The sequence below is a fragment of the Pedobacter sp. Leaf170 genome (assembly GCF_920984665.1).
Taxonomy (GTDB): Bacteria; Bacteroidota; Bacteroidia; order Sphingobacteriales; family Sphingobacteriaceae; genus Pedobacter.
Genome location: NZ_CAKLBP010000006.1, coordinates 314,221 through 338,059 on the forward strand (window position 1 = coordinate 314,221; position 23,839 = coordinate 338,059).

The window sequence follows — 23,839 nt, forward strand, 5'->3', positions numbered from 1 at the left end:
TGAATATTCGTGGTCTACATTTAATTAAAGGAATTGAGGTTGTAATATTTATGAAAGGTTTTTCTATGTTTCTTTACAAATTCTGAAGGCGTTAGGTTAAATAGCTTCTGAAAGTGTGTTCTGAAATATTTTATATCATTAATGCCAACTCTAAATGCCGCTTCGTTAATATTTAAATTAGTATTGATAAGCAGTTCTGCAGCTTTCCTTAATCGTATAAAACGCACAAAACTACTTATAGACTGGCCGGAGGTTGCCCTGATTCGCTTGTAAAGATTAGAATGGCTCATACCTAAAGCTGAGGCTAAAATCTTCACATTAAAATCTTCTTCCATTATATTTTCTTCGATTATGGTGATGCACTTTTGAAGAAAACCTTTGTCTTCTTCAGATACTTTGTGCGCATCAGATTTTAAGGTTATTTCATTATAAAAATAAGATTGTAGATTTTGCCTGTTTTTTATAATTCCGTGAATTTTTGCAGTAAACAATTCCTTATCAAAAGGCTTTGTAATAAAATCATAAGCACCAACTTCAATCCCGCTCAAGCGTACCTCATCACTTGGGTCGGCAGTGAGCAATATTACCGGTATGTGGCTTAATTCTGAATCTTCTTTTATGGCTTTGCAAAGCTCTATCCCATTAAGCACATCCATGTTCACATCAGAAATTACAATATCTGGCAATACTTCTTTACAAATTTTTAAGCCTTCAAGCCCGTTTATAGCCTTGTAGATTTTAAATTTATTCTGAAAAATCTGTTTTACATAGTCGATAATTTCTGTATTATCATCCACAACTAAAATGGAGTGCAAATCAGAAATAAGTAATTCTATGTTTTTTTTACTCTCGTTGCTTTCATAAATTTCTGATACTTCATCTTCATCTTGCGCAATAAGTTCGTTAACATATACCAAATGATTATCGGTGTAAGCTGGCTCTACATTTTCTGTTGCTACACCAAGCGGCAATTCAATGAGGAAAGTGGTGCCAACATCTTTCAAGGATTCAAATTTTATTTTACCCTTATGCAATTCAACGAAAGTTTTAACCAGATATAATCCAATACCAAAACCAATTTTTAATGATTCTTTAACCGTTGCTTTGTAAAATTTATCAAAAACTTTTTCTCCAATTTCATTTGGTATGCCTGGTCCGCTGTCGCTTATATCAATATTTACTTTAGTATCGTTAGCAGAAATTTTTAACCTTACCGATCCATTCGCCGGTGTAAATTTCATGGCATTAGAAATTAAATTGAACAGGATAATTTCGAGTTTATCACGATCTGCAAAAATATCTATTGAATCATCCTCACAGTCGAAAACGTAATTAATATTATTGTTTTTAGCCATGTAAGCAAAACACAAGAAAATTTCGTGGGCAAATTTGGATAGATTAATTTTGCTCAGCTTTAGCTCCTCATTTTCATTCTCCATCTTTCTAAAAAGCAAAAGCTGATCTACCAAACTGAGTAAACGTTTAGAGTTGCGGTAAACTACAGTTAAGTCGTTTTTTTCATGCCCGGCTTCTTTTGCACTTAAAATATCCTTTATTGGATTTACAATCAGGGTTAATGGCGTTCTAAGTTCGTGGGAGATATTGGTAAAAAAATTAAGCTTCTTTTCGTTCAGGTCTTTCTCACGCTCCATTTTTAAATTGGTTATCTCCACTTCATGCTTAAGGTTTCGTTGTTTATTTCGATAACGCTGAAATACATAAATTACAGCAGAGATTAGGATAAGATAAATGGAATAAGCCCACCACGTTCTGTACCAAGGCGGCAAAATCCTGATAATAATTGTTCGTTCGTTATTGGTCCAATTGCCTTCGGTATCGGTACTTTTTATTCTAAGTTTATACTCGCCCTCATTTAGCCTTGAGTAATAAGCCGTTGAGAGTTTGTTTACATAGTTCCAGTTTCTATCCCAGCCCTCCAGATAATAGGCATAAGCAATTTGATCCTGAAAAGAAAACTCGATTGCAGCATAATCTACCGATACCGCCAAATTATATGGAATTGATATCTGTTGAAGATCGACAATTGAGGTGTTTTTATAATTAGGATCTACATCAATCGGGACATTGTTTATCTTAAAATCAGTAAGTACAATTTTCGGCGTTCTACGATTTTGTTGAATTTTATCAGGATAAAAGATGTTAAAACCTTCTATTCCACCAAATAAAAAAGTTCCGTCTTTAGCTTTTAGTGCTGCATTATAATTAAACTGATTGCTCTGCAACCCATCAGATGTATAATAATTTTTAAATTTTTTCGACTTTAAATTATATTGAGAAATACCATTATAGGTGCTGCACCAAAGGTTGTCATTATCATCGGGCAATATATTTAAAACCGAACTGCTCGGTAATCCATCTTGTTGAAAATACCTTTTATACTTTCCAGATTGTGGATTAAAACAAAGCAAACCACCTCCTTCTGTACCTAACCAAAGCATATTATTCGAATCTTGAATAATTGCCCTGATGGCCATGTTAATGTTGTAATATTTATGTTTTTTAGAAAGCCTATCTATCTTGATAAGCTGCGTGTAATTGCCTGCCCACAGATTTCCGTTACTATCTTCGATGATGCTATGTATGTCTTTTAATCGATTATCAAATAACTCAAATTTATCTGTTGTTTTATTGTACAGGTATAGCGCACCTCCCCTTGTTGTACCTGCCCAAATGTTTTTTCTTTTATCCTGATAAAGTTTCCAAATATTAATGTCGTCTGTACCTTTTTCCGGATTGAAGCAGGCGTAATGTATAAATTTTCCTGATTTTTTATCAAAACGATCGATGCCCCCGCTAAAGCTACCAACCCACACATTATGTTTATCATCGCACAGAATGCTGGTGATAAAATCACTTTTCAACGAAGCATTATCGGCAGTTTTTGTGTAATTAACAAATGTATTTTGCTTTCTATTCCAAACACTTAAGCCGCCGCCATCTGTTCCAATCCAAATATTCTGTGTACTATCTTCGCAAAAAGAAAGTACAAAATTACTAATCAGCGAGTTTTTGTTAGCAGCATCATGTTTTATGGTTTGAAATTGCGCCGTTGTCTGGTCTATAATATTTACGCCGCCTCTAAGTGTGGCAATCCATTTTCTGTTCTGTTTATCCTGTATAACCTGCCCAATTGAATTACTTGTAACAGAGCCTTTTTCACGGCCTTGCAGAAAACTTTTTATGCTATAATTCTGAGTATTTAAAACCCTAAGACCATTCCCGTCGGTAGATACCCAGAGCTTATCATCTTTATCAACCATCAAATTCATGATATTATCTGATGACGGATAATTTTTTACAAGTGTTAGTTTTTTATCAACCTTATTAAATTGATAAAGCCCATGTTCTGAACCTAACCAAAGTAAGCCTCCATTTCCTTCGGTAATGCTGGTTAAATTTTTAATTTTTGCATCAACAACAGTTATGTTTTTAAGATTTGAATTATACCTGCAAAAGCCATAATCCTTTGCATAGAACCAAAGATTTTGAGATTTATCTACAAATAAAGCTTTAATTGCAAAGCGCTTATTTTTCTTCAGGTTGATGTTTTCGGCAAGGGTTTGGCCATTTCTTAAAATAAATAAACCATGCTCATCAGTAGCGATAAAAACATTTAAATTTTTATCAACCACAATGGCATTTACAGAAAACTGAAAATCTTTGAGCTTATTGTTTTCGCTGTACTTTAGGTTATGAAATTTAGAATCTGAATAATCATAATAAGAAACACCTTTTTGTGTGCCAATCCACACCCGGTTATGTTCTCCGTTAAGCGCCGTAATGTGGTTATTAATTAATGAATTTTCTTCACCCCAATTGTTCCGAAATATTTTGAAATTATATCCATCGTAACGATTCAGGCCATCATAAGTTCCCATCCATACAAAACCAAATCTATCTTGATAAAGAGAATTTACAATATTGTTTGAAAGCCCATTTTCTACCCCTATATACTTAATAGATAGCGAGTTATTTTGAGCATTACTCTTACTAAAAAAAATAAACAGAAAAAGAAAGATGGAAAAATTCTTTATCATGGCTACTACAAGAGGAGATTTAAGTTTGGCTAAAACTCAAGATACAAAATAAATGTCTTCATGACGTAAATAAATTCCAACAAAAGAAATTCTGTGTTTGCTTAACATCTATCTACCGAGATAGAAAATTAAGTTTCCACCGTTGGTAAGTTGTTTGTGGCTGATTTCATGATTCTTTAAAAGCTTGCCATTTAGCATAATCTTCGTAATAAATTGAGCTTTTTCTGCTGCTTTTACAACCGATATTTTTAAATGTTTTCCGCTATTAAAGTTAACATCAACTTTAGAAAATTGAGGTTTAGTTATTTGATAATTACCAGAAACCGGATCTACCGGATAGAAACCCAATGCGGCAAAAACATACCAGGCAGACATTTGTCCGGCATCATCATTTCCACTTAAACCTCCCGGACCATCGCTATATTCCTCATTTAAAATTTTAGATACCTGAATTTGGGTTTTCCAGGGCGATGCGGTATAGTTATACAGGAAAGGAATCTGATGACCTGGTTCGTTTCCATGCCAATATTCCTTTTTCTCAAAGATAGAATCCAGTTGATTTTCGAGTTGTTTTGGACCTCCCATTAGTTTTGTAAGTCCAGGCATATCATGCGGCACATAAAAAGTATATTGTCTGGGCGTACCTTCGGTAATATAGGGTTCACGCCTATCGGCATTAAAAGGCGAATACCAATTACCATTTGCAAATTTACCTCTAACCATAGCAACAGCAGGGTCAAAAACATTTTTATAATTCTCAGACCTTTTCTTCAGCGCCAGATAATCTTCTGTATGATTTAAATCTTTAGCAATTGTAGATAATGCATAATCATCATAAGCATATTCCAATGTTCTGCTAACCTGCTCTTTTTTATGAAATGCATCCGGAATGCCATCATCCAATGGTATAAATCCATATCTTAAATAGCTATTAATGCCTCTTCTACCTTTACCATCGAGGTATTTTGTAGAATCGGGCATTATAAATGCATTCTGCCGCATAAGTTGATAAGCATCATTAACATTATAATCTCTAATGCCTTTATTGTAAGCCGATGCCAAAAAAGCGGTACTATGGTCGCCAATCATTGCAGCGGTATAACTATTCCAACATGGAAAAATAGGTAACCAGCCACCTTGCTTACCTTTTAAAACAAGAGACTTTGCAAAGGCGTTAGCCAAATCAGGTTTTAATAATTCTACCAAAGGTAACTGCGCCCGATAAATATCCCACATGGAGAAATCATCATAATAATTTCCCTTATCCATTACTGCTCTTTGGTAATTACCAGAAAATACCGGATAGCCACCATCTACATCATTAAATAATCTTGGATGTTGTTGCGCATGGTAAATTGCGGTGTAAAAAATTCTTTTCCTCTTTTCATCTTTATCAGAAACTGATACTTGCGAAAGCGATTTTTGCCAATCGGCTGTAGTTGCGGATACAACCTTTTCAAAAGAGCTATCGTTTATTTCTTTCGCTAAATTTAATTTGGCAGAAGCAATGCTGGTAAAGGATGTTCCGGAGTAGATGAGTATGGTTTCGCCTTTTTCGAGTTTGAATCCAACATAAACACCTAAGTCTTTTTTATTACTAATGGATTGAGTTTCATAAATTTTATCTTCAGCGAATACACCACTTATAGCAAATTGCTTTTTAATGCTGATGTAGAAATAACCACTAAAACCTGCCGGTTGACCTGTGCCTTGATAAATCCGGTGCACCGGATTTTCTCCTGAGATTTCGCCGCTTGCTTTATTTACTTTGATAGAACCTTTGTTTTTATCGCTGTTTGGCGTGATTAAAATATATACACTATCTGTTTTAAGCGCCGTAATTTTCATCACGCCGCTGCGTAAAGTTGCGCTTAGCTCTACATTGAGATTATAATTAGGCAAATTAACCTTGTAATAAGATGGAGTAGCTACTTCGCCGTTATGCGTATAATCTGCTGCATAGCTTAAGGCATTAGTTTTCAATTTACCCGAAATTGGCATAATGGTAAAACTTCCATAATCTTGCGTGCAAGAGCCACTAATCCAATGGCTTGCCCTAAAACCATAGATTTTTTTGTTGTTATAATAATATGGAGCAAGGCATTTAACCTCGGTAAGTTGCGTTTGGGGCGTCCATTGGGTCATTGCAAAAGGTGGCGCCACTGCAGGAATGGTATTGGCCAGGCGCTCGGTTTTATCTTCTATATGCTGGCTTGCTGGCGTGTTACTGGCAGATGTACCCGAAAATGGCTGCACATATTTAACAAAATTTTGCTGCTGAGCACTAACAGTAGCGCAACATAAAATACTAAACAATTGACCAACAATGCAATACCAAAAAATATCACCTAATCTAGCTGATATAGTTTGATGTATCTTCTTACGCATAGTATGATAATTAATCAATTTAAAGCTTTTTAACCGGCAGTTTTATATTATCCGGAAATTTGGAGTTATCAATAGAAAATTTAGGTGTATCCTTTACTAGAATTACATTTTCATTAGCGTTTTCCGAAATATTTAACCCATTAATACGAATGGCATCAGCATCATCAAATACCATTGCCGGTCTAAAATCTGATGATTGATAAGTAAAACTGACATTATTAAAGGTGATATCTTTTGCATGCCTAACATAAAAACCCCATGATGGCAATTCGCCAAACATATTAAATTCCGGGTAGCCCGCTATGTTTTCATCAACATTGTTAAGCTTATCATTTGAAATGAATGCGGTTTCTTTCTTAGCACCACCGCCGTAGGTAACGTCAATGTTTTCGAGCGTTACATTTGTGATGTAATGCCCCGGTATGCCGACAATTGATGCTGGCAACAAATTATGAGGGGCAGATTTTGGCAATGGACCTTCTATCGGATATCCAGCATCGGGTTTTGCATTTGGAATAGTTGCATTAACATTTGCAATGCGGATATTTTTTACTGTGCTGTAATTATCAGTTTTGTTTCTATGCCCAAGGCGAATAAAAATGGCATTACCTATGTAATTTCCAATAACACCATCTACATCTACCCCATCTATAAAACCTCCATCAACTGCTTCTAAAGCAATAGCCGAACGATACGTATTATAAACTAAAATATTTTTAACCTTAATATTTTTGAAACCGCCATAAGAACCGGTACCAATCTTAAATCCGTTTGCGCTCGATCTTATCTTGCAGTTTTCTACATAAATGTTTTCGCAAATACCAGGCATGCCTTCAGATTTTAAGCAAATGCCGTCATCAGCGGCATCAATTTCGCAATTTGTAATCTTAACATTTTTTGAGTTTACAATGTCGATACCATCATTGTTCCAATAAGCTGTGCTTTCTATCTTCACACCATCTACAACTACCTCATTGCATCCTACAAAATCCTGAACCCAACCTGCGCTATTTTTTAATGAAACATTTTTAACGCTTACATATTCGCAGTTTATAAAAGTAACAAGTTTTGGCCTGCTTTTCTCTGAGGGTCGTTTTGCAATCCAGGTTTCATCCTTAAATTTACCGTCGTGTAGCAATGAGATTAGATTTTTGACCACTTCAGCACCTCTGCCGTTTATTATTCCTTTGCCAGCTATCGAAACATTTTTCTGTCCCTTGGCCGAAATTAAGGCTTTGGCAGAGTCGCTTCCATAATGCAAACGATTTGTGCTTCCTAATAACTCTGCATGCTCACTTACAAAAAGGGTTACATTACTTTTCAACTCAATTGCTCCGGTAACAAATTGACCTTTTGGGATGTAAACCTGCCCGCCAGATTTTGAAGCAGCATTTATTGCTCGTTGTATAGCTTCTGTATTTACATGCGACAGACCTGTTTTTGCACCAAAATCAATAATGTTATAGACCTTATTTTGTGCATTAAGGCATAAAGCGCTCACTAAGAATAAAATGATTATCTGAATTTTTTTCATCAAATTTTATTGATTTATTGATGCGCCGCAGCAATAATTTTGCGATACTTTGTATGTAAAGCGATTGCAGTTTGTACGGGATTACCAACCGTATTTAGTGGATAATCTTTTCGCATGTTAACCCACTTCCATTCCCATTTACTTACCTCATCGTTAAATTGCTCTATATTAATTGGCTTTTTCTGTTGTATAGACTGTTCCATTTTGCCGAAAAATAGTTCCCAACGAGGTTTATAGAAATCGTTTAATAAGCCACTCCATTGCCTGCATGCGTATTCATTTAACGGACTTTTTGCATCGCCCCACAGTGTAATTAAATCTTTAGCATTCATTTCATATAAAGCCTTTTCTTCAGCGTTATTGCCCCAGGCTCTTGCCTGGTTTACCCACGGACCAAGCATAAAATCTTTACGTGTGGCTAAAAGCTTATCCATATCGCTTATCAAGTCTAAAAATTTGGCTTTTTCTATTTGATAAGTTTTTAAATCACCTTTTTTATAAGCCTCTACAAATTTCCTTTGAACGGGTAAAGCGTAATTTGCAAGCACTTGTCTGGTTACATCAACAATATCATATTGAAAACCATCACTCGTTTTACAAGCTGATGAAGCTTTTACAAATTCATCCCAGGCTGGTAATAAATCTTTTTCATTATAATTTAAAGTCGTTTTTGCCCATCTGGTTAGCGAATCCAGTGTCGGGCGGGCTTGTATTATAGATTCAGCACCATCTCTAATGTATTTATCTTTTGGCACTGTATAAACGGTTTTTCTTAAAATATCCCATGCTTTTACTGCATTAGCGTTTTCAGTGCCGTACCTGTTTCTAACAAATTTTGGCAACCAGGTGTTAACATTAATCGGGGTAGATTGCCAGGTATTGGCCATCATTAATTCATAAAGTACCGGGTTTTGCTCTATCCCTTCCATACTTAAACCAATACCACTCATTTTTCCGCTTTGCGGATTGTTAAGTGCTGCGGCAGGCTCGGTAGCAACCACATCCATGCGACCAAAAAGATTTGTATTGCCGCCAAAATTGTGCAGCATATTCCAAATCCAGGGTTTACCATAAAATCCATTTGTACGTTTCCAAACGGGTTCTATTTCTGTGGCTAAATCTAAAAGAATCATTTTATCATCTGGCACAGCTTTTAAGAGAGCTTCCGTTTGAGGGTCTTTCCAGAATTTTCTATCGCTGTAAAAAAGCCAGCCTTGCATCACCCAAACGGCTTTAGGATCTGCAGCAGACATGCCCGCATAAACTTTTGCAGTAAGTTTGCTCAAATATTCAGGCTCAGAAGATGGTGGTTCATTTTCATTAAAAGTATCTGCAGAGTACAAATGATCTGTTCCTAACATTTCCGTTTGTTTCAACAAAAATTTCTTACCAATTTCAGCAAACATCGGATCTTCGGCATCCAAAATATAGGTATCTGCAAAACCGTTAGTCCAGTTTGTGGCTTTCAATTTCGCATTCGGAAATTTATTTTTAAATGCAGCCGGAACGTGACCCGTAAATGCAGGCAATACAGGTTTCATACCTAAAGCACGTTGGCGGTTTAGTATTTTCTTTTGTAATTCGAAATGGCTTTTCATCCAGCTTACAGGAAGCGGACCACCCCAACCATCAATATTGCCCATCCAAAACCACGAAAAATAAGCAGGGCCTGTAAAAAATCCCTTCAGTTCATCGTCAGAAAAACCCATTTCTTTGTACAATAAATACCAGGTATATTCTTCGCCGGTAATGGCTAAAGGCATGTTAATACCATGTAGGGCCATCCAGTCTATTTCCTTTCCCCATCTTTCCCAGTCCCACCAGCTCATGCTGTAATTAAATGTGCAATAATTTAGGTAATAGCGGTACTCATAAGGCGTTAGTTTCCTAACTTTTTTACCAAGCAAAGGTAGCTTAGCGGGCAATTTTAAATTAGTGCCATTCCATGTAATTTGGCAATGCGCATATTCTGTTAAATAATGATAAAATGCAGATGCAATGGCTACTCCGCTACTTCCCCTTAAAACAATTTTATTTTGTTTGCTTTCGATTTCGAAAACGTCTTTACCATTTTCTGAAGCTATGCTTTGTGTAGTAAAATATTGATGCTGTTTCGGCAAAACACGCTCAATAAGCTGATTAGAAGCGGTTAAAAAATCCTGCGACCATGTTTTACAAGAAATGAAGGTGAGCAGAGAAACGGATAATAATATTCTGTATTTCATATTTTTAAAAACCACTTTTTATCGTACAAAAATTTTAATAAGCAAATTTGAATAATGAAAACGCCGAACCATAACGCAGCTTGGTGATGATCATCAGCTAAAAAATTAATAAGGCCACCAAACACGAAACCAGAACTAGATTCGAAATTGAAGAAACCATGAGCGCAAACATAAATTAATATAGAATTTGTGCCAATCCAAACAAAAGGCAGGCTCCATTTATACATAGATTTTACATCGATGGTGTAATAAAATAGTGCAAAAATTAAGATGCTAAAACCACCGGCATAGAGCACGAAAGAACTTGTCCACATGGTTTTATTAATTGGAAAAACTAAGCTCCAAACTAAACCTAAAATAATACATAAAATTCCGGCAAGTGCCATAAATATTGTTTTTTTTGTAGGATTTACTTTTGGCAAATCAGCCTTTAAAACTGTACCTGCAAAAACACCCATCATTGCAGAACAAATGGCGGGTATTGTACTGAGCAACCCTTCCGGATCATAAAAAACCCTGTGCAGCTTGCCCGGTAGAAATAATCTATCAACATAAGCTGCGAGGTTGCCTTCGGGTGTTAAAACCCCGCTTCCAAAACCGGGCACAGGTACAAAAATCATTAGCAGGTAATACCCTAATAAAATACCAATGAACCAGTAAATTTGCTTTTTTAGCGAGCTGTTTAAATAAATTAGTGCAGCAAAAAATGTAGAAAGCCCAATTCGCCCTAATACACTTGCAAAACGGGTGTTTTCATACCCGTTAAATTTAAATAAACCGTTTATAATTACACCAAGTGTGACAAGGATTAAGGTTCGCTTTATTAAGGCGTAATATATTTTCTTAGAATTCTGTTCTTGCGGATTTTGAAGATATTTATGATAAGAAAAAGGCATTGATACTCCGGATATGAAGATAAAAAGCGGGAAAATCAAATCATAAAAAGTAAATCCATTCCAAACAGAATGGTGCAATTGATTGCTTATACCTATAAAAAACTTTTCGAAAAAAGACAGCGAATTATTGGTGCCAATAGTCCAATCAGTTGCATTACGAACCAGTCCGTTTTTTTTCATAATGGCATCTGCAATTCCATGAAAAATGCCTTCGCCACTTACAATCCAAAACATATCAAAGCCCCTTAAAGCATCTAAAGAAATTAATCTTTTTGGCTTAGCACCTGATTCTGTTTTAGCTGTTTGTTCTGAATTCATTTTATGGTTTTAACGCAGCAAGCTGCCGTTAAAGATTATTTAGTAATTGTAGTATTATAAATTACTTCGCCTTCATCATTAATGGTTTGCACTTTAATTTGATTGTTGGTTACGCTAAATAAGAAAAATCCATATTCAGAGGCGACCATTTCGGCATTAGGAATTAGTTTTACAGCTGTTTTTTCTGAAGCTGCACCCGATATAAAATGGTGAGTTTTCCCGGCAGGCTTAATGTGTTGCAAACTATGCTCATGCCCGGTTAAATAAACATCAACATCATATTTTTTTAATGTAGATTCTAATGATGAACGAACGGCTTTTGTATCGTAACCTTCGGTTCGGCTGCCGCCTGTATATATTGGATGATGACCAACCACAATTTTCCATTTTATGGATGGATCAGCTTCGCTAAGTGTTTTGGCCAACCATTTCTTTTGTGCAGTAGTATCTTGTCCTTTAACATTCGGGCCATATTCTGCGTTGTTGTAAAATTCTTTTATTAATGGATTTGTATCGATAAAGGCAATCAGAACCTGATTATTTACATCACCGTTTATCGGGAATTTCTTTGCGTAATAGCGAGCCGGCATTTTCCATCTACGACTAATTTTTGAATATTCTACCTGTGCATCGGGATTTGATTTATAATCGTGATTTCCTAAAACCACGTACCAATCCCATTGAAGAGAGAAATCTGTGTAAATATCTTCAAAAGATGTTCTAAAAAGCGGATCTTGGGCACTAATCACTCCACTAGGGTAAAAATTATCGCCAGTAGAAATAATGAATTGGGCCTTAACATCTGTAGCGGTTATGCCCATTTGTTTGGCTACTTGTTTCTGATGGTCGGCGCCATTACGTCCCCAATCGCCCATGGCAATAAAATTAAGTGCTGCTGGTTCTTTAGCAATAATTTTAGGATAGGCTGAATTTGCTGGCGCAGATTTTAATAAAACCTGTGCATTTGCAAAAACACACATTAGCGAGAAGGATAATACAAGTAGTGGTTTAATCATAGGTTTAGTTTGGGATGTGATTTATAAAATATAAAAATCATAAAAAAAGTTATTTCCCCAATAAGAATCGGAGAAATAACTTTTAAGAAAAAAGGATTAATTATATCCAGGATTCTGTTTTAGTTTCGGATTTAAAATTAGTGCCGAAGCAGGTATAGGCATTAAACGGTGGTAGGTCTGTGCATCGGTTTTGAAACCCCATGTACCTTCATATTTACCAAAACGAATCATATCGTTACGGTGCCAGCATTCCCAAGCCATTTCTCTGCAACGCTCTTTGTACAAATCTTCTAGCGTAACTGATGTCCAGGCTGGCGAAGTGGTACGAACCGCCCTTAATTGATTTACTAATGATAATGCAGTTTGACCTTGAGTAGGCGTAGCTCCGCGAAGAATCGATTCAGCTTTCATTAACAAAATATCTGAATATCTGAATACCGGTACATCATTGTTTTGATTTCTGCTGGATGAAGTACTATCACAATAGAATTTATTGTTTCTGTATCCCATGTTCCACGCAATTTCATCATTTCCAGCATCAAATGGTCTCGCTGCATCTCTAAGTGTAACTGTTGGCGTAATATCAACCTGGTAAGTAAGTGCAGCCGAACCATCTGCTCCGGTATAAAACTGATCATAACCTTTTTTAGTTGTTGCTACAGTTACTGGTCTGCCATCGTAAAAAGTCTGCAATCCTTTAATCCATTGAGCATTTCTTTTGTCATTCGCATCATTAAAATTAGCGTAGTATTCTGGTAAAGTGCTCATTGGTGCACTAGGTGTAAACTTTAAGCTAAATTTTTGTTGTAAAGAACGAGGTAGCGAGTAACGCGAATAAATCATATTACCACTGCTAAAACCCGGATCGAAAGGAATAGCAAAAATGAATTCTTTAATTTGAGGTCCGTTATCGATAAAAAACATTTTTCTGTAATCGCTTTCTAAACCGTAAGGATTACCGGATGCAGTAATAATAGCATCACATGCAGCTACCGCTTCGTTATACTTTGGTGTTCCAATATATACTTCAGCATTTATATACATTTTTGCTAAAATAGCATAAGCCGAGTATTTGTTTGGACGACCATAAGTTGCAGCACCAGTTGCACTGCTTAAATTTGGTAACACCTCTTTAAGTTCAGTCTCAATAAAACTGAATACTTGAGCTCTGGTTTTAGTTTCTGGTGGGGTTGTTTCTCCAAAGGTGGTCACAACTGGTATATTTCCCCATAAATCCATCATCATAAAGAAAGCTAAAGCTCTTGTTGCTTTTAATTCTGCTATCGCAGATGTTTTGGCAGGCGATTCAGCAGCATCTTTAAGTAAAAATAAACTTTGATTTGCTTTACTTATTGTTCCCGATAGCCAGCCCCAACCACTACCAACGTGTCCGTTATCTTTAGTCCAGGTATGTTTATGATGGTTTTCAAAAACACCACCATCGTACCAGTTACCTCCACGAGCCGGCATAATAGCTTCATCAGTACTTAAAGACTGCATGAAGAAATAGTCCGTACTCCAGTTTTGACGTAGTTGAGTGTAAACCTGTCCAGTTAATTGAATATAATGCTGTTCGGTTTGTGGAAATGTTTCTGGAGTAAGTTGTGTCTCCACTTTCAAATCCAATTTATGGCAGGAAGTTAGTACGCCTAGCGATAAAGCTGTTCCTGCAATGTATTTGATAAGATTTTTCATCTTCTTATTGTTTAATTAAATGACAAGTTTAAACCAAATAAAAATGTTCTGGTTTTAGGATAGAAGTTGTTGGTATCTACACCAGGAGCAGTACCACCTTGGTTAATCTCCGGATCGATACCTTTATATCCTGTTATAACAAATAAGTTATTAGCAGTTGTATATAAACGGATAGAATTCACACCTGGAATTAATCCTTTTTTGAAAGTATAACCTAGTGTTGCGTTGTCTAAACGTAAATAGCTGCCGTTTTCTAAAAATCTGCTAGAGTATTTTGGGGCATTAAAATCGGCTGTCGATTCATTTTCTACCTCAACCGGGATATTAGTAAATTGTGCTGTACTCGGGCGGAACAAATCTGCACGGGTAACGTTCATAATTTTTAAACCTAACGTAGCTCTCATGAACACACTTAAATCGAAATTTTTGTAGCGTATATTGTTTGACCAACCTAATAATACTTTTGGCTGCGCATCTCCCAGCACATAATAATCTGTTTTATTAACTGGAGTTGTTGTTAAATTACCTGCTGCATCATAATATTGTGAAACACCATTTGCATTTTTGCCGGCATATTTGAAAGTATAGAATGTTCCAATCGCTTTTCCGGGACTAAGAATTTGTAAAGTAGCACCACTTTGTCCGGCACCATCTGGAGAAACACTTAATCTATCTTCAATATTAAATCTCGGATCATCCGATAGAGAAATAACCTTGTTTTTGTTATGCGCCAAGTTGAATCCTGTCGTCCAGCTAAAATTATCTGTAAGTACCGGCGTTCCGTTTAACACAAATTCTATACCCTTATTGCTAAGGCTTCCAACGTTTGCAGTGTAAGAACCTGCTGGATATAAGTTGTTATCAACACCAAATGATAAAATTAAATCAGTTGTTTTCTTATCATACAAATCAACTGAACCAGATAAACGGCCATTTAATATACCGAAATCTAAACCGATGTTCGTTGTAGCTGTTTTTTCCCATTTCAAATCCGGGTTTTCATTTTGGATAGCACCATAAGCACCTTCTCTTGGCGAACCATTATAATAAAACTGCCCAACATTACCATAAATAAGCTTAGTTGTAAGTGGAGCAAATCCTAAAGAGTTACCTGCGATACCATAACTAGCTCTTAATTTTAAAGTTTTAATTAGCCCAACGTTTTTAAAGAAGCCTTCCTGGTCAATATTCCAGGCTGCACCAACAGATGGGAAAATTCCCCATTTTTCGTTGCTACCGAAAACGTTAGAACCATCTCTTCTAATCGAACCTTGTAGCAAATATTTGTTTTTATAGTTATAATTTACCCTTGCAAAGTCAGAAATCATTAAAATTTCCTGAAAAGTAGTGCCCGGGTTATAATCAACTCTAAAATCAGTTACTGCATAAGGATTTCCTAAACCTAAATTGTTATAACCTACCTGATTAATTGGAAAGTTGGTTGAACTGGTTTGGAAACCATCATTGTTTAATGATTGTTGGTAAGAATAACCAACCACAGCATTAATATCATGGTCGCCAAATTTCTTATTCCAGGTTAAATAGGTTTCGATAATTTTATTTGTGTTTTGATAAGCATTTCTAATTGCCAAACCATCTTTACCGGTTAACGTTACGAAACCAGGATTTGCCGGTGGGTCTGGCGTATTCCTAACATTGTTATATCTTGAGGTATAAACACTGTTGTAAAATGCACCGTAAACATTTTGGCTATTCTGATATGAAGCCGAAACATCGTAAGAGAAACCCCAAGGTAATTTTAAGTTTACTGTTAAATTCCCTAAAATATTTTTGTTTTTTAGATTCTCTTTACCATTATCAATCATCGAAACCGGATTGTAGTAACTACTCTGAATTAAGTTGTCAAAATAAGTTCCGTCTGGATTTTTTACTGGTGATGTAGGTAAATATGTAAGCATCTGCGCCAATACCGTGTTACGGTAAGGAACTAAATTTGCATTAGTTACCGAATTGCTGATGTTTAAACCAATCTTTAATTTATCGTTTAGTGCTTTTTGCTCAATACCAATACGACCGATAAATCTATTTAAATCGCTCGATTTGATAACACCCTCTTGTTTAAAATAGTTTAAACTTGCATTATAAGTTGTTTTTTCTGAACCTCCGCTTAGCGAAATATTATGATTCTGAGATAAAGCATTACTACGCTGTACCTCATCCTGCCAGTTGGTATTTGCACCTTTATCATTTGCAGGCGTTAGTGCATAATTGTTTTTAGCAAGGAATGCTTTTAGTTGGTTAGCATCCATCATTTCATATCGGTTAGAAACATTTTCTACACCAAAATATCCATTGTATGCAATTTGAGTTTGACCGGCCACACCTCTTTTAGTAGTAACCATAATTACACCATTAGCCGCTCTGTTACCATAAATTGCAGCAGCAGCAGCATCTTTTAATACATCAATAGATGCAATATCATCAGGTGCCAAGATGGAAATATCTGCACCAACAACACCATCAATAACAAATAACGGAGATTGAGCACCATCTCTTAAAGTAGAAGCACCACGCAAAATAATTGCTGCATTTCTATTCGGGTCTCCACTTCGTGTGATGTTTAAACCCGGTACTTTACCTTGCAACATCTGCCCAACATCGCTAATGGCACCTCTATTTAAATCGTCGCCTTTAACGGTAGAAATAGAACTCGTTAAAGCTTTTCTCGAACTTTTACCATATCCTACAACAACAACATCGTTTAATGATGCGGTTGCATCTACAAGGGTTACCTGGTAAGTTGAAGCATTGGTAACTGTAACTTCTTTAGTTTCGTAACCCATAAAACTAAAGAGGATTTTATCGCCGGTTTTGGCAGTAATTGTAAATGAACCATCAGCACCACTTGAGGTTGCTTTGTTGGTTCCCTTTACCACAATTGATGCACCTGTAACAGGTTGTTTCGCATTATCAGATAAAGTTCCGGTAATTTTTCGCTCGGTTTGAGCGTAGGCATTGTTGAACGATTGTGCAACAAGCATGAGCAGCAAAAGAATGCAACTGTACTTTAAGCCTGTAATTCTAAATCTCATGGTTTTGTAGATTTGGGTTCATAAATTGTTAGTTAAATTTGGTTATTAAAGATTTTTATAATTAGAACTTGATATTTACCGGAAGATATTTGGCAACTAAATCCTGATAGTAAGGTTTTAATTCTTCCCAGCTTTTTTGATTAGGATTTTTTGAATACAAATCATAAGGATTGAATAATCTCACCCATTTAAATAATTCGTGATCCTTTTCGCTCATTAAATGATTGTATGCATTTTCTCTGTGTTGTGCATAAAAAGAGTGGTAGCGTAACATGTATAATCCCGATTCAGGAATATATGGTTTCATCATGTGGTAAACGTATTCATCGTGCCCCCACGACATGTGTACATTATCCAAACCACAATTTTCTGTATAAACACCTAATTTTGTATTATACAAAGGATTGTTATAATCTGGATTATTCACAAAAAACTCTGAGTAAACAATTTTATCCGAATAAGCGCAACCCACCGGAAATGTATCGCCAACAACAGCCCATTGAGGTTCTCCGTACAAGCAAAGCACTTTACCCATATCATGTATAAGTCCAACTAAAACCATCCAATCCGGGTGGCCATCGTTTCTTATTGCTTCAGATGTTTGCAATAGATGTTGCATTTGATCCAAATCTGTATCCGGGTCAGAATCATCAACCAGTTTATTTAAGAAATCAAATGCACTCCATATCGGCATTTCCTCTTTATCAAACTTTAAATATTGAGCTTTCTTTTGCTGTACAAAATCATAAGTTTGATAAGTGTGGTTTAATCTGTAAAACTCCTTTACACCGTCTTTTTCGGTTTCTTCGTAGTTTCTAAATTGTTCTTCCTTTTTATCTACATTAATGCTTGCCGGGTCTGGATAACGGATTAGAATATCCTCCTCCCATTGATCTAAATTTTTCAAAGGATTTTGATCATCCTTCGAAATTAAATTTTCGTTTCTCATAAGGCTAGAAATGATTTGGTTAAAAATTTCTTTGGTTTTATGATTTAAAGTTGTGTTTTTGAAATCTTAAACTTTTATTTTTCGCCAACTATATTTACGTAAACGATTAAGTAAATTTTAAATGTTATTAATTAAAGCATTGATAAACAGATAATTAAGTTATATTTTTGAAAAGCTGCAATTGACCTTCGAAACAGACTGCTTAGAGGTGAAAATTTATGCCTGGTGTAAATACATGTTATTATTACGAATATTTTTTACTTTCGTGAGGTAGGATATATTAAGCCAGTTTACGCAAAGCTGATAAGTTATTATTTAATAACGCAAATGCTTTAATTTAGCTAGAAGCCAGAATTAAATCGCAAATTGTATTTTATTCGTATAATTATCATCCAACGCTATCGGGTATCAAATTGCTTAGTTTGATATTGGTAAAAAACAACAAAACAGAATTAATAAAATGTCGGGAGAGGTAAATATCAAAAGGCTTGCGCAGGAGTTAAACATTTCTATTGCAACAGTTTCAAAGGCATTAAATGATAGTTATGAGATAAGCCAGAAGACAAAAAACAGAGTTTGGTCTTTAGCTAAGGAACTTAACTACACACCTAACCCTGCTGCAAGCAACCTAAGAAGCAACAAAACCAAAACTATAGCGGTAATCATCCCAAATATTGCCAACAACTTTTTTTCGCTTGCTATAAAAGGCATCGAAGAAATTGCAAGAAATTATGGTTACCATGTTTTAATTTATCAAACGCATGAAGATGCCGAGATGGAAATGTCTTTCACCAATAGTTTATTAAATGGTAGAGTTGATGGCATTTTAACATCAGTATCGAGCAATAAATACAACAAAGAATTTTATAGCGATTTAATAAAAAAAGTGCCCCTGGTGTTTTTTGATAGGGTTTATGAAACCATTGATGCTTATAAAGTTACAACAGACGATTACCAGATATCATTCAATGCCACTCAACATCTTATTGATAAAGGCTGTACCAAAATTGCATATTTATATGGTTTAGAAAAACTTCCTGCCGGGATTGCCCGGTTTACCGGTTATCAGGATTGCCTTAAAGCAAACTCTTTATCGTTTTCTGAAGATTGTGTGATAACGTATACCGAAAATGAGGAAGACAATATCGAAAACATTAAACAGCTTTTTAAAAAAAATAAACCAGATGCCCTATTTTCTTCCATCGAAGAATTTATTATACCTGCCTATTCTGCCTGCCGCGAGCTTAAATTAAATATTCCAGGTGATATTAAAATCTTAAGCTTCTCAAATCTCAATTCAGCGAAATTGTTAAATCCTTCACTCACTACCATTAGCCAACCTGCATTCGAAATTGGAAACGAAGCCGCCAAATGTTTATTCAAAATTTTAAATAAAAAAGGCATTGGTGACGACCAAAATATAGTGCTGTCTTCAACATTAATTATACGAGATTCAACAGGATTATAACGCAAAAACCCGAAAACGTTTAAGTAATTAAATAGGCTTACAAACCACTTAACTTTAAGTTTTTTTCAGACTTTTAAAAAAAACCAAATATATTTTCTTTTTATGAATCATCTATCAGGGCTTGATTGTGCTGTATTCTTCATTTACTTTATAATTGTTTCTGCCTACGGCTATTGGGTTTATCGTAGTAAAAAGAAGCAACAAACAGATACGAAAGATTATTTTTTAGCAGAAGGTTCACTTACATGGTGGGCAATTGGTGCTTCTATAATTGCTTCAAACATATCAGCCGAACATTTCATTGGCATGTCGGGTTCTGGTTTTGCCATGGGTTTAGCCATTGCCAGTTACGAATGGATGGCTGCAGCCACACTAATCATTGTTGCTGTATATTTCTTACCGATTTATTTAAAGAATAAAATTTATACAATGCCGCAATTCTTATCGGCAAGGTATAATAATACGGTGAGCACTTTAATGGCCGTTTTTTGGCTTTTGGTATACGTTTTTGTAAACCTAACCTCTATATTTTTCTTAGGTGCAATTGCAATAGAAACCATAACGGGCATACCTTTCAGCACCTGCATTATATTTTTGGCAATATTTTCTGCATTAATTACACTCGGCGGCATGAAAGTGATTGGTTATACTGATGTAATTCAAGTAGTTGTATTGGTTATAGGCGGTTTGATAACTTGCTATATGGCGTTAAAACTCGTTGCAGAAAAATTAGATGCACCAACAGTTTTAGGCGCATTACCTTTACTTAAAAGCGAAGCCGCAGACCATTTCCACATGATATTTAACAAAGGTGATAAGTTTTATAACGAATTGCCAGGCATTGCTGTATTGGTTGGCGGACTTTGGATTAATAACTTAAATTATTGGGGCTGTAATCAATACATTGTTCAACGTGCATTGGGCGCCGATTTAAAAACCGGACGAAGCGGATTAATTTTCGCCGCATTTTTGAAGTTATTGATTCCGGTAATGGTGGTTATACCTGGTATTGCTGCATTTGTACTTTACCAACGCGGATATTTTCAGGCAGAAATGCTTGATGCCGCTGGAGTTGTTAAACCCGATCATGCTTATCCGGTATTAATGAATTTGCTTCCAACAGGTATCAAAGGGATGGCATTTGCTGCCCTAACCGCAGCAATAGTGGCTTCTTTGGCAGGTAAATCAAACAGTATTGCAACCATTTTCACGCTCGATATCTACAAAAAATATATAAATACCAATGCTTCTGAACGTAAAATGGTTTCTGTAGGCAGATGGTCTGTAGTTATTGCATCTGTTATTGCAATTATTGTTGCACCCGCATTGAGAAGTTTCGACCAGGTTTATCAGTTCATTCAAGAATATGTAGGTTTTATATCTCCCGGCGTGTTTGCAATTTTCTTACTCGGTTTTTTCTGGAAAAGAACAACTTCAAAAGCTGCGCTTTCAGCCGCATTACTAACCATACCATTATCTATTTTACTTAAATTTTTACCTACGCTAACTAGTGGATGGTTTGAGCCTATCCCATTCCTAAACCGGATGTCGTGGGTATTTGTAATCATAATAATTTTAATGGTTTGCATTACGCTATCCGATCCGGAAAGCAAAAACAATAAACAAGGTTTAGAAATCGATAAAAGCATGTTTAAAGTAACACCATCATTTGCTGTATCTGCAGTTATTATTTGTGGTATACTATCAGCATTGTACATCGCATTTTGGTAAGCAATTTTTTTTTATCAAACATATAACTAATAACATATAATGAAGTTTAAAGCCGTTCTTACAATTGTCTTTATTTTTGCGATGAGCTTGGTTTCTAAAGCGCAGTATAATATTATCGCTTATGGAGCTAAAGGCGATGGAAAAACAAACGATGCAGCAGCTATTCAAAAAGCAATTAATGCTTGTAATGCTGCTGGTGGCGGACAGGTTTTGGTACCTGCCGGGCATACTTATTTAGCTGGTCCTTTCGATTTAAAATCGTTTGTAGAGTTGCGTGTTGAAGGCGGTGCTAAAATACTGGCTAGCCCTGATGAGCGCATATACACAAAAAGTGCTTTCAGAGATAATAAAGGCGAAGGTACGATTTGGATTGGTGGCGAAAAATTAGAACAAGTAAGTATTACCGGTGCTGGTGTAATAGATGGAAACGGCATCTCGTTTATGGGAGCAGAACTTGAAGATTCTTATGTTTTAAAGCCTTTTAATATTGTAGATCCCCGCCCACATTTATTAACGCTTATTGGTTGCAATAAATTAAATATTGATGGCGTAACCTTTCAAAACTCTGCATATTGGACGGTTCATTTAATAGGTTGTAATGATGTTTCTATCTCAAACATCACACTTTTAAACAGCATTAAAATTAGAAACAGCGATGGAATTGACATCGATCACAGTAAAAATGTAAGGATTACAAACTGTTATATAGAATCTGGCGATGATTGCATTTGCCTTAAAAATCGCCGTGAGTTTGAAGAATATGGCGCTTGCGAAAATATTGTAATCAGCAATTGCACCATGACTTCCAGCTCTTGCGCCATCAAAATTGGCTCAGAAAATATGGATAGAATTAGTAACGTGCTTATTAACAACTGCAATATCAGAAATAGCAACCGCGGTATAGGCATTCAAAATAGAGACGAAGGAACGGTTAGTGATGTAATTTTCTCAAACTTAACTATCGAAGCAAAACTTTTTTCTGATGTGTGGTGGGGCAAATCTGAACCAATCTACATTACAGCTTATCCGCGTGCAACGGCAAATAATAAAGATGCAGGCTGGCGTTTACCAAAAGGCCAAACTAAAGGCTTTGTAGGGGCTGTAAAAAACATCTACTTCAGCAATATTCGTTGTACGGGTGAAGGCGGTGTTTACATCAGTGGAGCATCGCCAGATAAGATATCGAACATAAATTTTGATCAGGTTAGCGTACTAATGAATAAAACCACAACCCTACCGGGTGGTATATACGACCGCAGACCAAGTAACGTTGAAGGTTTGGTAAAAAGCCCGATTGCAGGATTTTATTTTGAAAACACAGGCAATATCAACTTGCTAAATAGCGAGGTTATCTGGGGGAAAAATAAACCGGATTATGCTGGTAAAGCGGTAGAAAAAAAGAATGTATCGAAATTAAGAATGGTGAATTTTGCCGAAAGCAAGAGTGAATAAGGGATAGCAAGATGAACAAATTATACAAAGCAATTGCAATTTTTATATTATTCTGCCAAACAATAAATGCTCAACAATTTAAAAAACCAATAATACCTGGCTATTTTGCCGACCCAACTGTAGTTAAAAGCAATGGTAAATATTTTATTTACGCTACAATAGATCCTTGGGGAGGTGAAGAACTGGCTGTTTTTGAAACCAAAGATTTTATCAATTTCAAAAGACATAAGCTAAACTGGCCAACAAAGGCAATGTGTACAAGCCCAACTTCAAACAATTCGATGGTTTGGGCGCCTTCTGTAGTAAAAGGGAGAGACAATAAATTTTACATGTATGTTTCTGTAGGTAGCGAAGTTTGGGCTGGTATGAGCGAATCGCCTCTTGGGCCATGGAAAAACATGCTTCCAAACAATAAGCCATTAGTATCTGCCAAAGATTTTCCGAACGTACATAATATAGATGCCGATTGTTTTCTTGATGACAACGGGCAAGCCTATTTATATTGGGGCTCGGGCTTTAATTGGATTAATGGAAAATGCATGGCGGTGAAGCTAAAAAAAGACATGCACAGTTTTGATGGTGTGCCGCAAGATGTAACGCCGCCTGGTTATTTCGAAGGCCCACACATGATAAAAAGGAACAACCAGTATATGCTTATGTTTTCTGAAGGCAAGGCCATAGACGAAACTTATCGTGTTGGTTATGCAATAGGTAAAAGTCCTTTCGGACCTTTTGTCAAGGGTAAAAACAGTCCGATATTATCTACAATACCAAATAGTAAAACCATCGGACCAGGACATCACACTGTGTTTACAATGAACAAGCAAGACTTTATACTTTATCACCGCATTGTTCCTCAAAAGGAAAAATATGTGTTAAGAGAATTGTGTATTGATAGTTTGATTTACGATAGTGAAGGGAATTTTAAAAAAATTTTTCCAAGATAAATTTTGCAAAATTCAGGCTAAAAAAATTTAGTTGATGGCGGGTTAATATTTAATACACATGGCTTAACAATTCTGATAATCTGGTCGGAAAAATCATTTTTTGAGTCAA

Annotated in this window: 13 protein-coding genes; 4 read left to right on the forward strand and 9 right to left on the reverse strand. The window is 35.9% G+C overall.

All coding sequences use genetic code 11. From position 1 onward, the window contains the following. Positions 1-20 precede the first annotated feature (20 nt). The 9 genes from LUA90_RS15595 to LUA90_RS15635 all read right to left on the reverse strand — a co-directional run bounded on the left by LUA90_RS15595 (position 21) and on the right by LUA90_RS15635 (position 18,132). Positions 21-4,058 carry a hybrid sensor histidine kinase/response regulator transcription factor gene (locus tag LUA90_RS15595; protein WP_231491578.1) on the reverse strand — a complete coding sequence of 1,346 codons (4,038 nt, stop codon included), beginning with the start codon at positions 4,056-4,058 and terminating at the stop codon, positions 21-23. Positions 4,059-4,166: 108 nt separating this feature from the next. Then, entirely contained in the window at positions 4,167-6,446 is a 2,280-nt protein-coding gene (locus LUA90_RS15600) for a GH92 family glycosyl hydrolase (protein WP_231491579.1), read from the reverse strand. Positions 6,447-6,465: 19 nt separating this feature from the next. Next, complete coding sequence (locus tag LUA90_RS15605) at positions 6,466-7,980, reverse strand: glycoside hydrolase family 28 protein (RefSeq protein WP_231491580.1); 1,515 nt, start codon at positions 7,978-7,980, stop codon at positions 6,466-6,468. 14 nt (positions 7,981-7,994) lie between these two features. Next, the gene (locus LUA90_RS15610; RefSeq protein WP_231491581.1) at positions 7,995-10,205 is read right to left on the reverse strand and encodes an alpha-N-acetylglucosaminidase; all 2,211 of its coding nucleotides are present in this window, start codon (positions 10,203-10,205) and stop codon (positions 7,995-7,997) included. After that, a complete protein-coding gene (locus LUA90_RS15615; RefSeq protein ID WP_231491582.1) occupies positions 10,202-11,419 on the reverse strand; it encodes an acyltransferase family protein in 1,218 nt (405 codons plus the stop codon). The genes LUA90_RS15610 and LUA90_RS15615 overlap by 4 nt, the downstream gene beginning before the upstream one ends. A gap of 35 nt (positions 11,420-11,454) precedes the next feature. Further along, positions 11,455-12,435 carry a tartrate-resistant acid phosphatase type 5 family protein gene (locus tag LUA90_RS15620; RefSeq protein WP_231491583.1) on the reverse strand — a complete coding sequence of 327 codons (981 nt, stop codon included), beginning with the start codon at positions 12,433-12,435 and terminating at the stop codon, positions 11,455-11,457. Between the two features lie 96 nt (positions 12,436-12,531). Beyond that, a complete protein-coding gene (locus tag LUA90_RS15625; protein ID WP_231491584.1) occupies positions 12,532-14,130 on the reverse strand; it encodes a RagB/SusD family nutrient uptake outer membrane protein in 1,599 nt (532 codons plus the stop codon). An 11-nt stretch (positions 14,131-14,141) separates the two neighbouring features. Next, a complete protein-coding gene (locus LUA90_RS15630) occupies positions 14,142-17,183 on the reverse strand; it encodes a TonB-dependent receptor (RefSeq protein ID WP_231491585.1) in 3,042 nt (1,013 codons plus the stop codon). Between the two features lie 61 nt (positions 17,184-17,244). After that, positions 17,245-18,132, reverse strand: a complete 888-nt coding sequence (locus tag LUA90_RS15635) for an inositol oxygenase (protein ID WP_231464913.1) — start codon at positions 18,130-18,132, stop codon at positions 17,245-17,247. Positions 18,133-18,592: 460 nt separating this feature from the next. On the opposite strand from LUA90_RS15635, the gene LUA90_RS15640 reads away from it, so the two are divergent. The 4 genes from LUA90_RS15640 to LUA90_RS15655 all read left to right on the forward strand — a co-directional run bounded on the left by LUA90_RS15640 (position 18,593) and on the right by LUA90_RS15655 (position 23,730). After that, positions 18,593-19,600, forward strand: a complete 1,008-nt coding sequence (locus LUA90_RS15640) for a LacI family DNA-binding transcriptional regulator (RefSeq protein ID WP_231491586.1) — start codon at positions 18,593-18,595, stop codon at positions 19,598-19,600. A 102-nt stretch (positions 19,601-19,702) separates the two neighbouring features. Further along, complete coding sequence (locus LUA90_RS15645; RefSeq protein ID WP_231491587.1) at positions 19,703-21,331, forward strand: sodium/sugar symporter; 1,629 nt, start codon at positions 19,703-19,705, stop codon at positions 21,329-21,331. Positions 21,332-21,370: 39 nt separating this feature from the next. Continuing rightward, on the forward strand, positions 21,371-22,783 hold the full coding sequence (locus tag LUA90_RS15650; protein ID WP_231491588.1) for a glycoside hydrolase family 28 protein: 1,413 nt from the start codon (positions 21,371-21,373) through the stop codon (positions 22,781-22,783). Between the two features lie 11 nt (positions 22,784-22,794). Beyond that, positions 22,795-23,730, forward strand: a complete 936-nt coding sequence (locus LUA90_RS15655) for a family 43 glycosylhydrolase (protein ID WP_231491589.1) — start codon at positions 22,795-22,797, stop codon at positions 23,728-23,730. Positions 23,731-23,839: the final 109 nt, after the last annotated feature.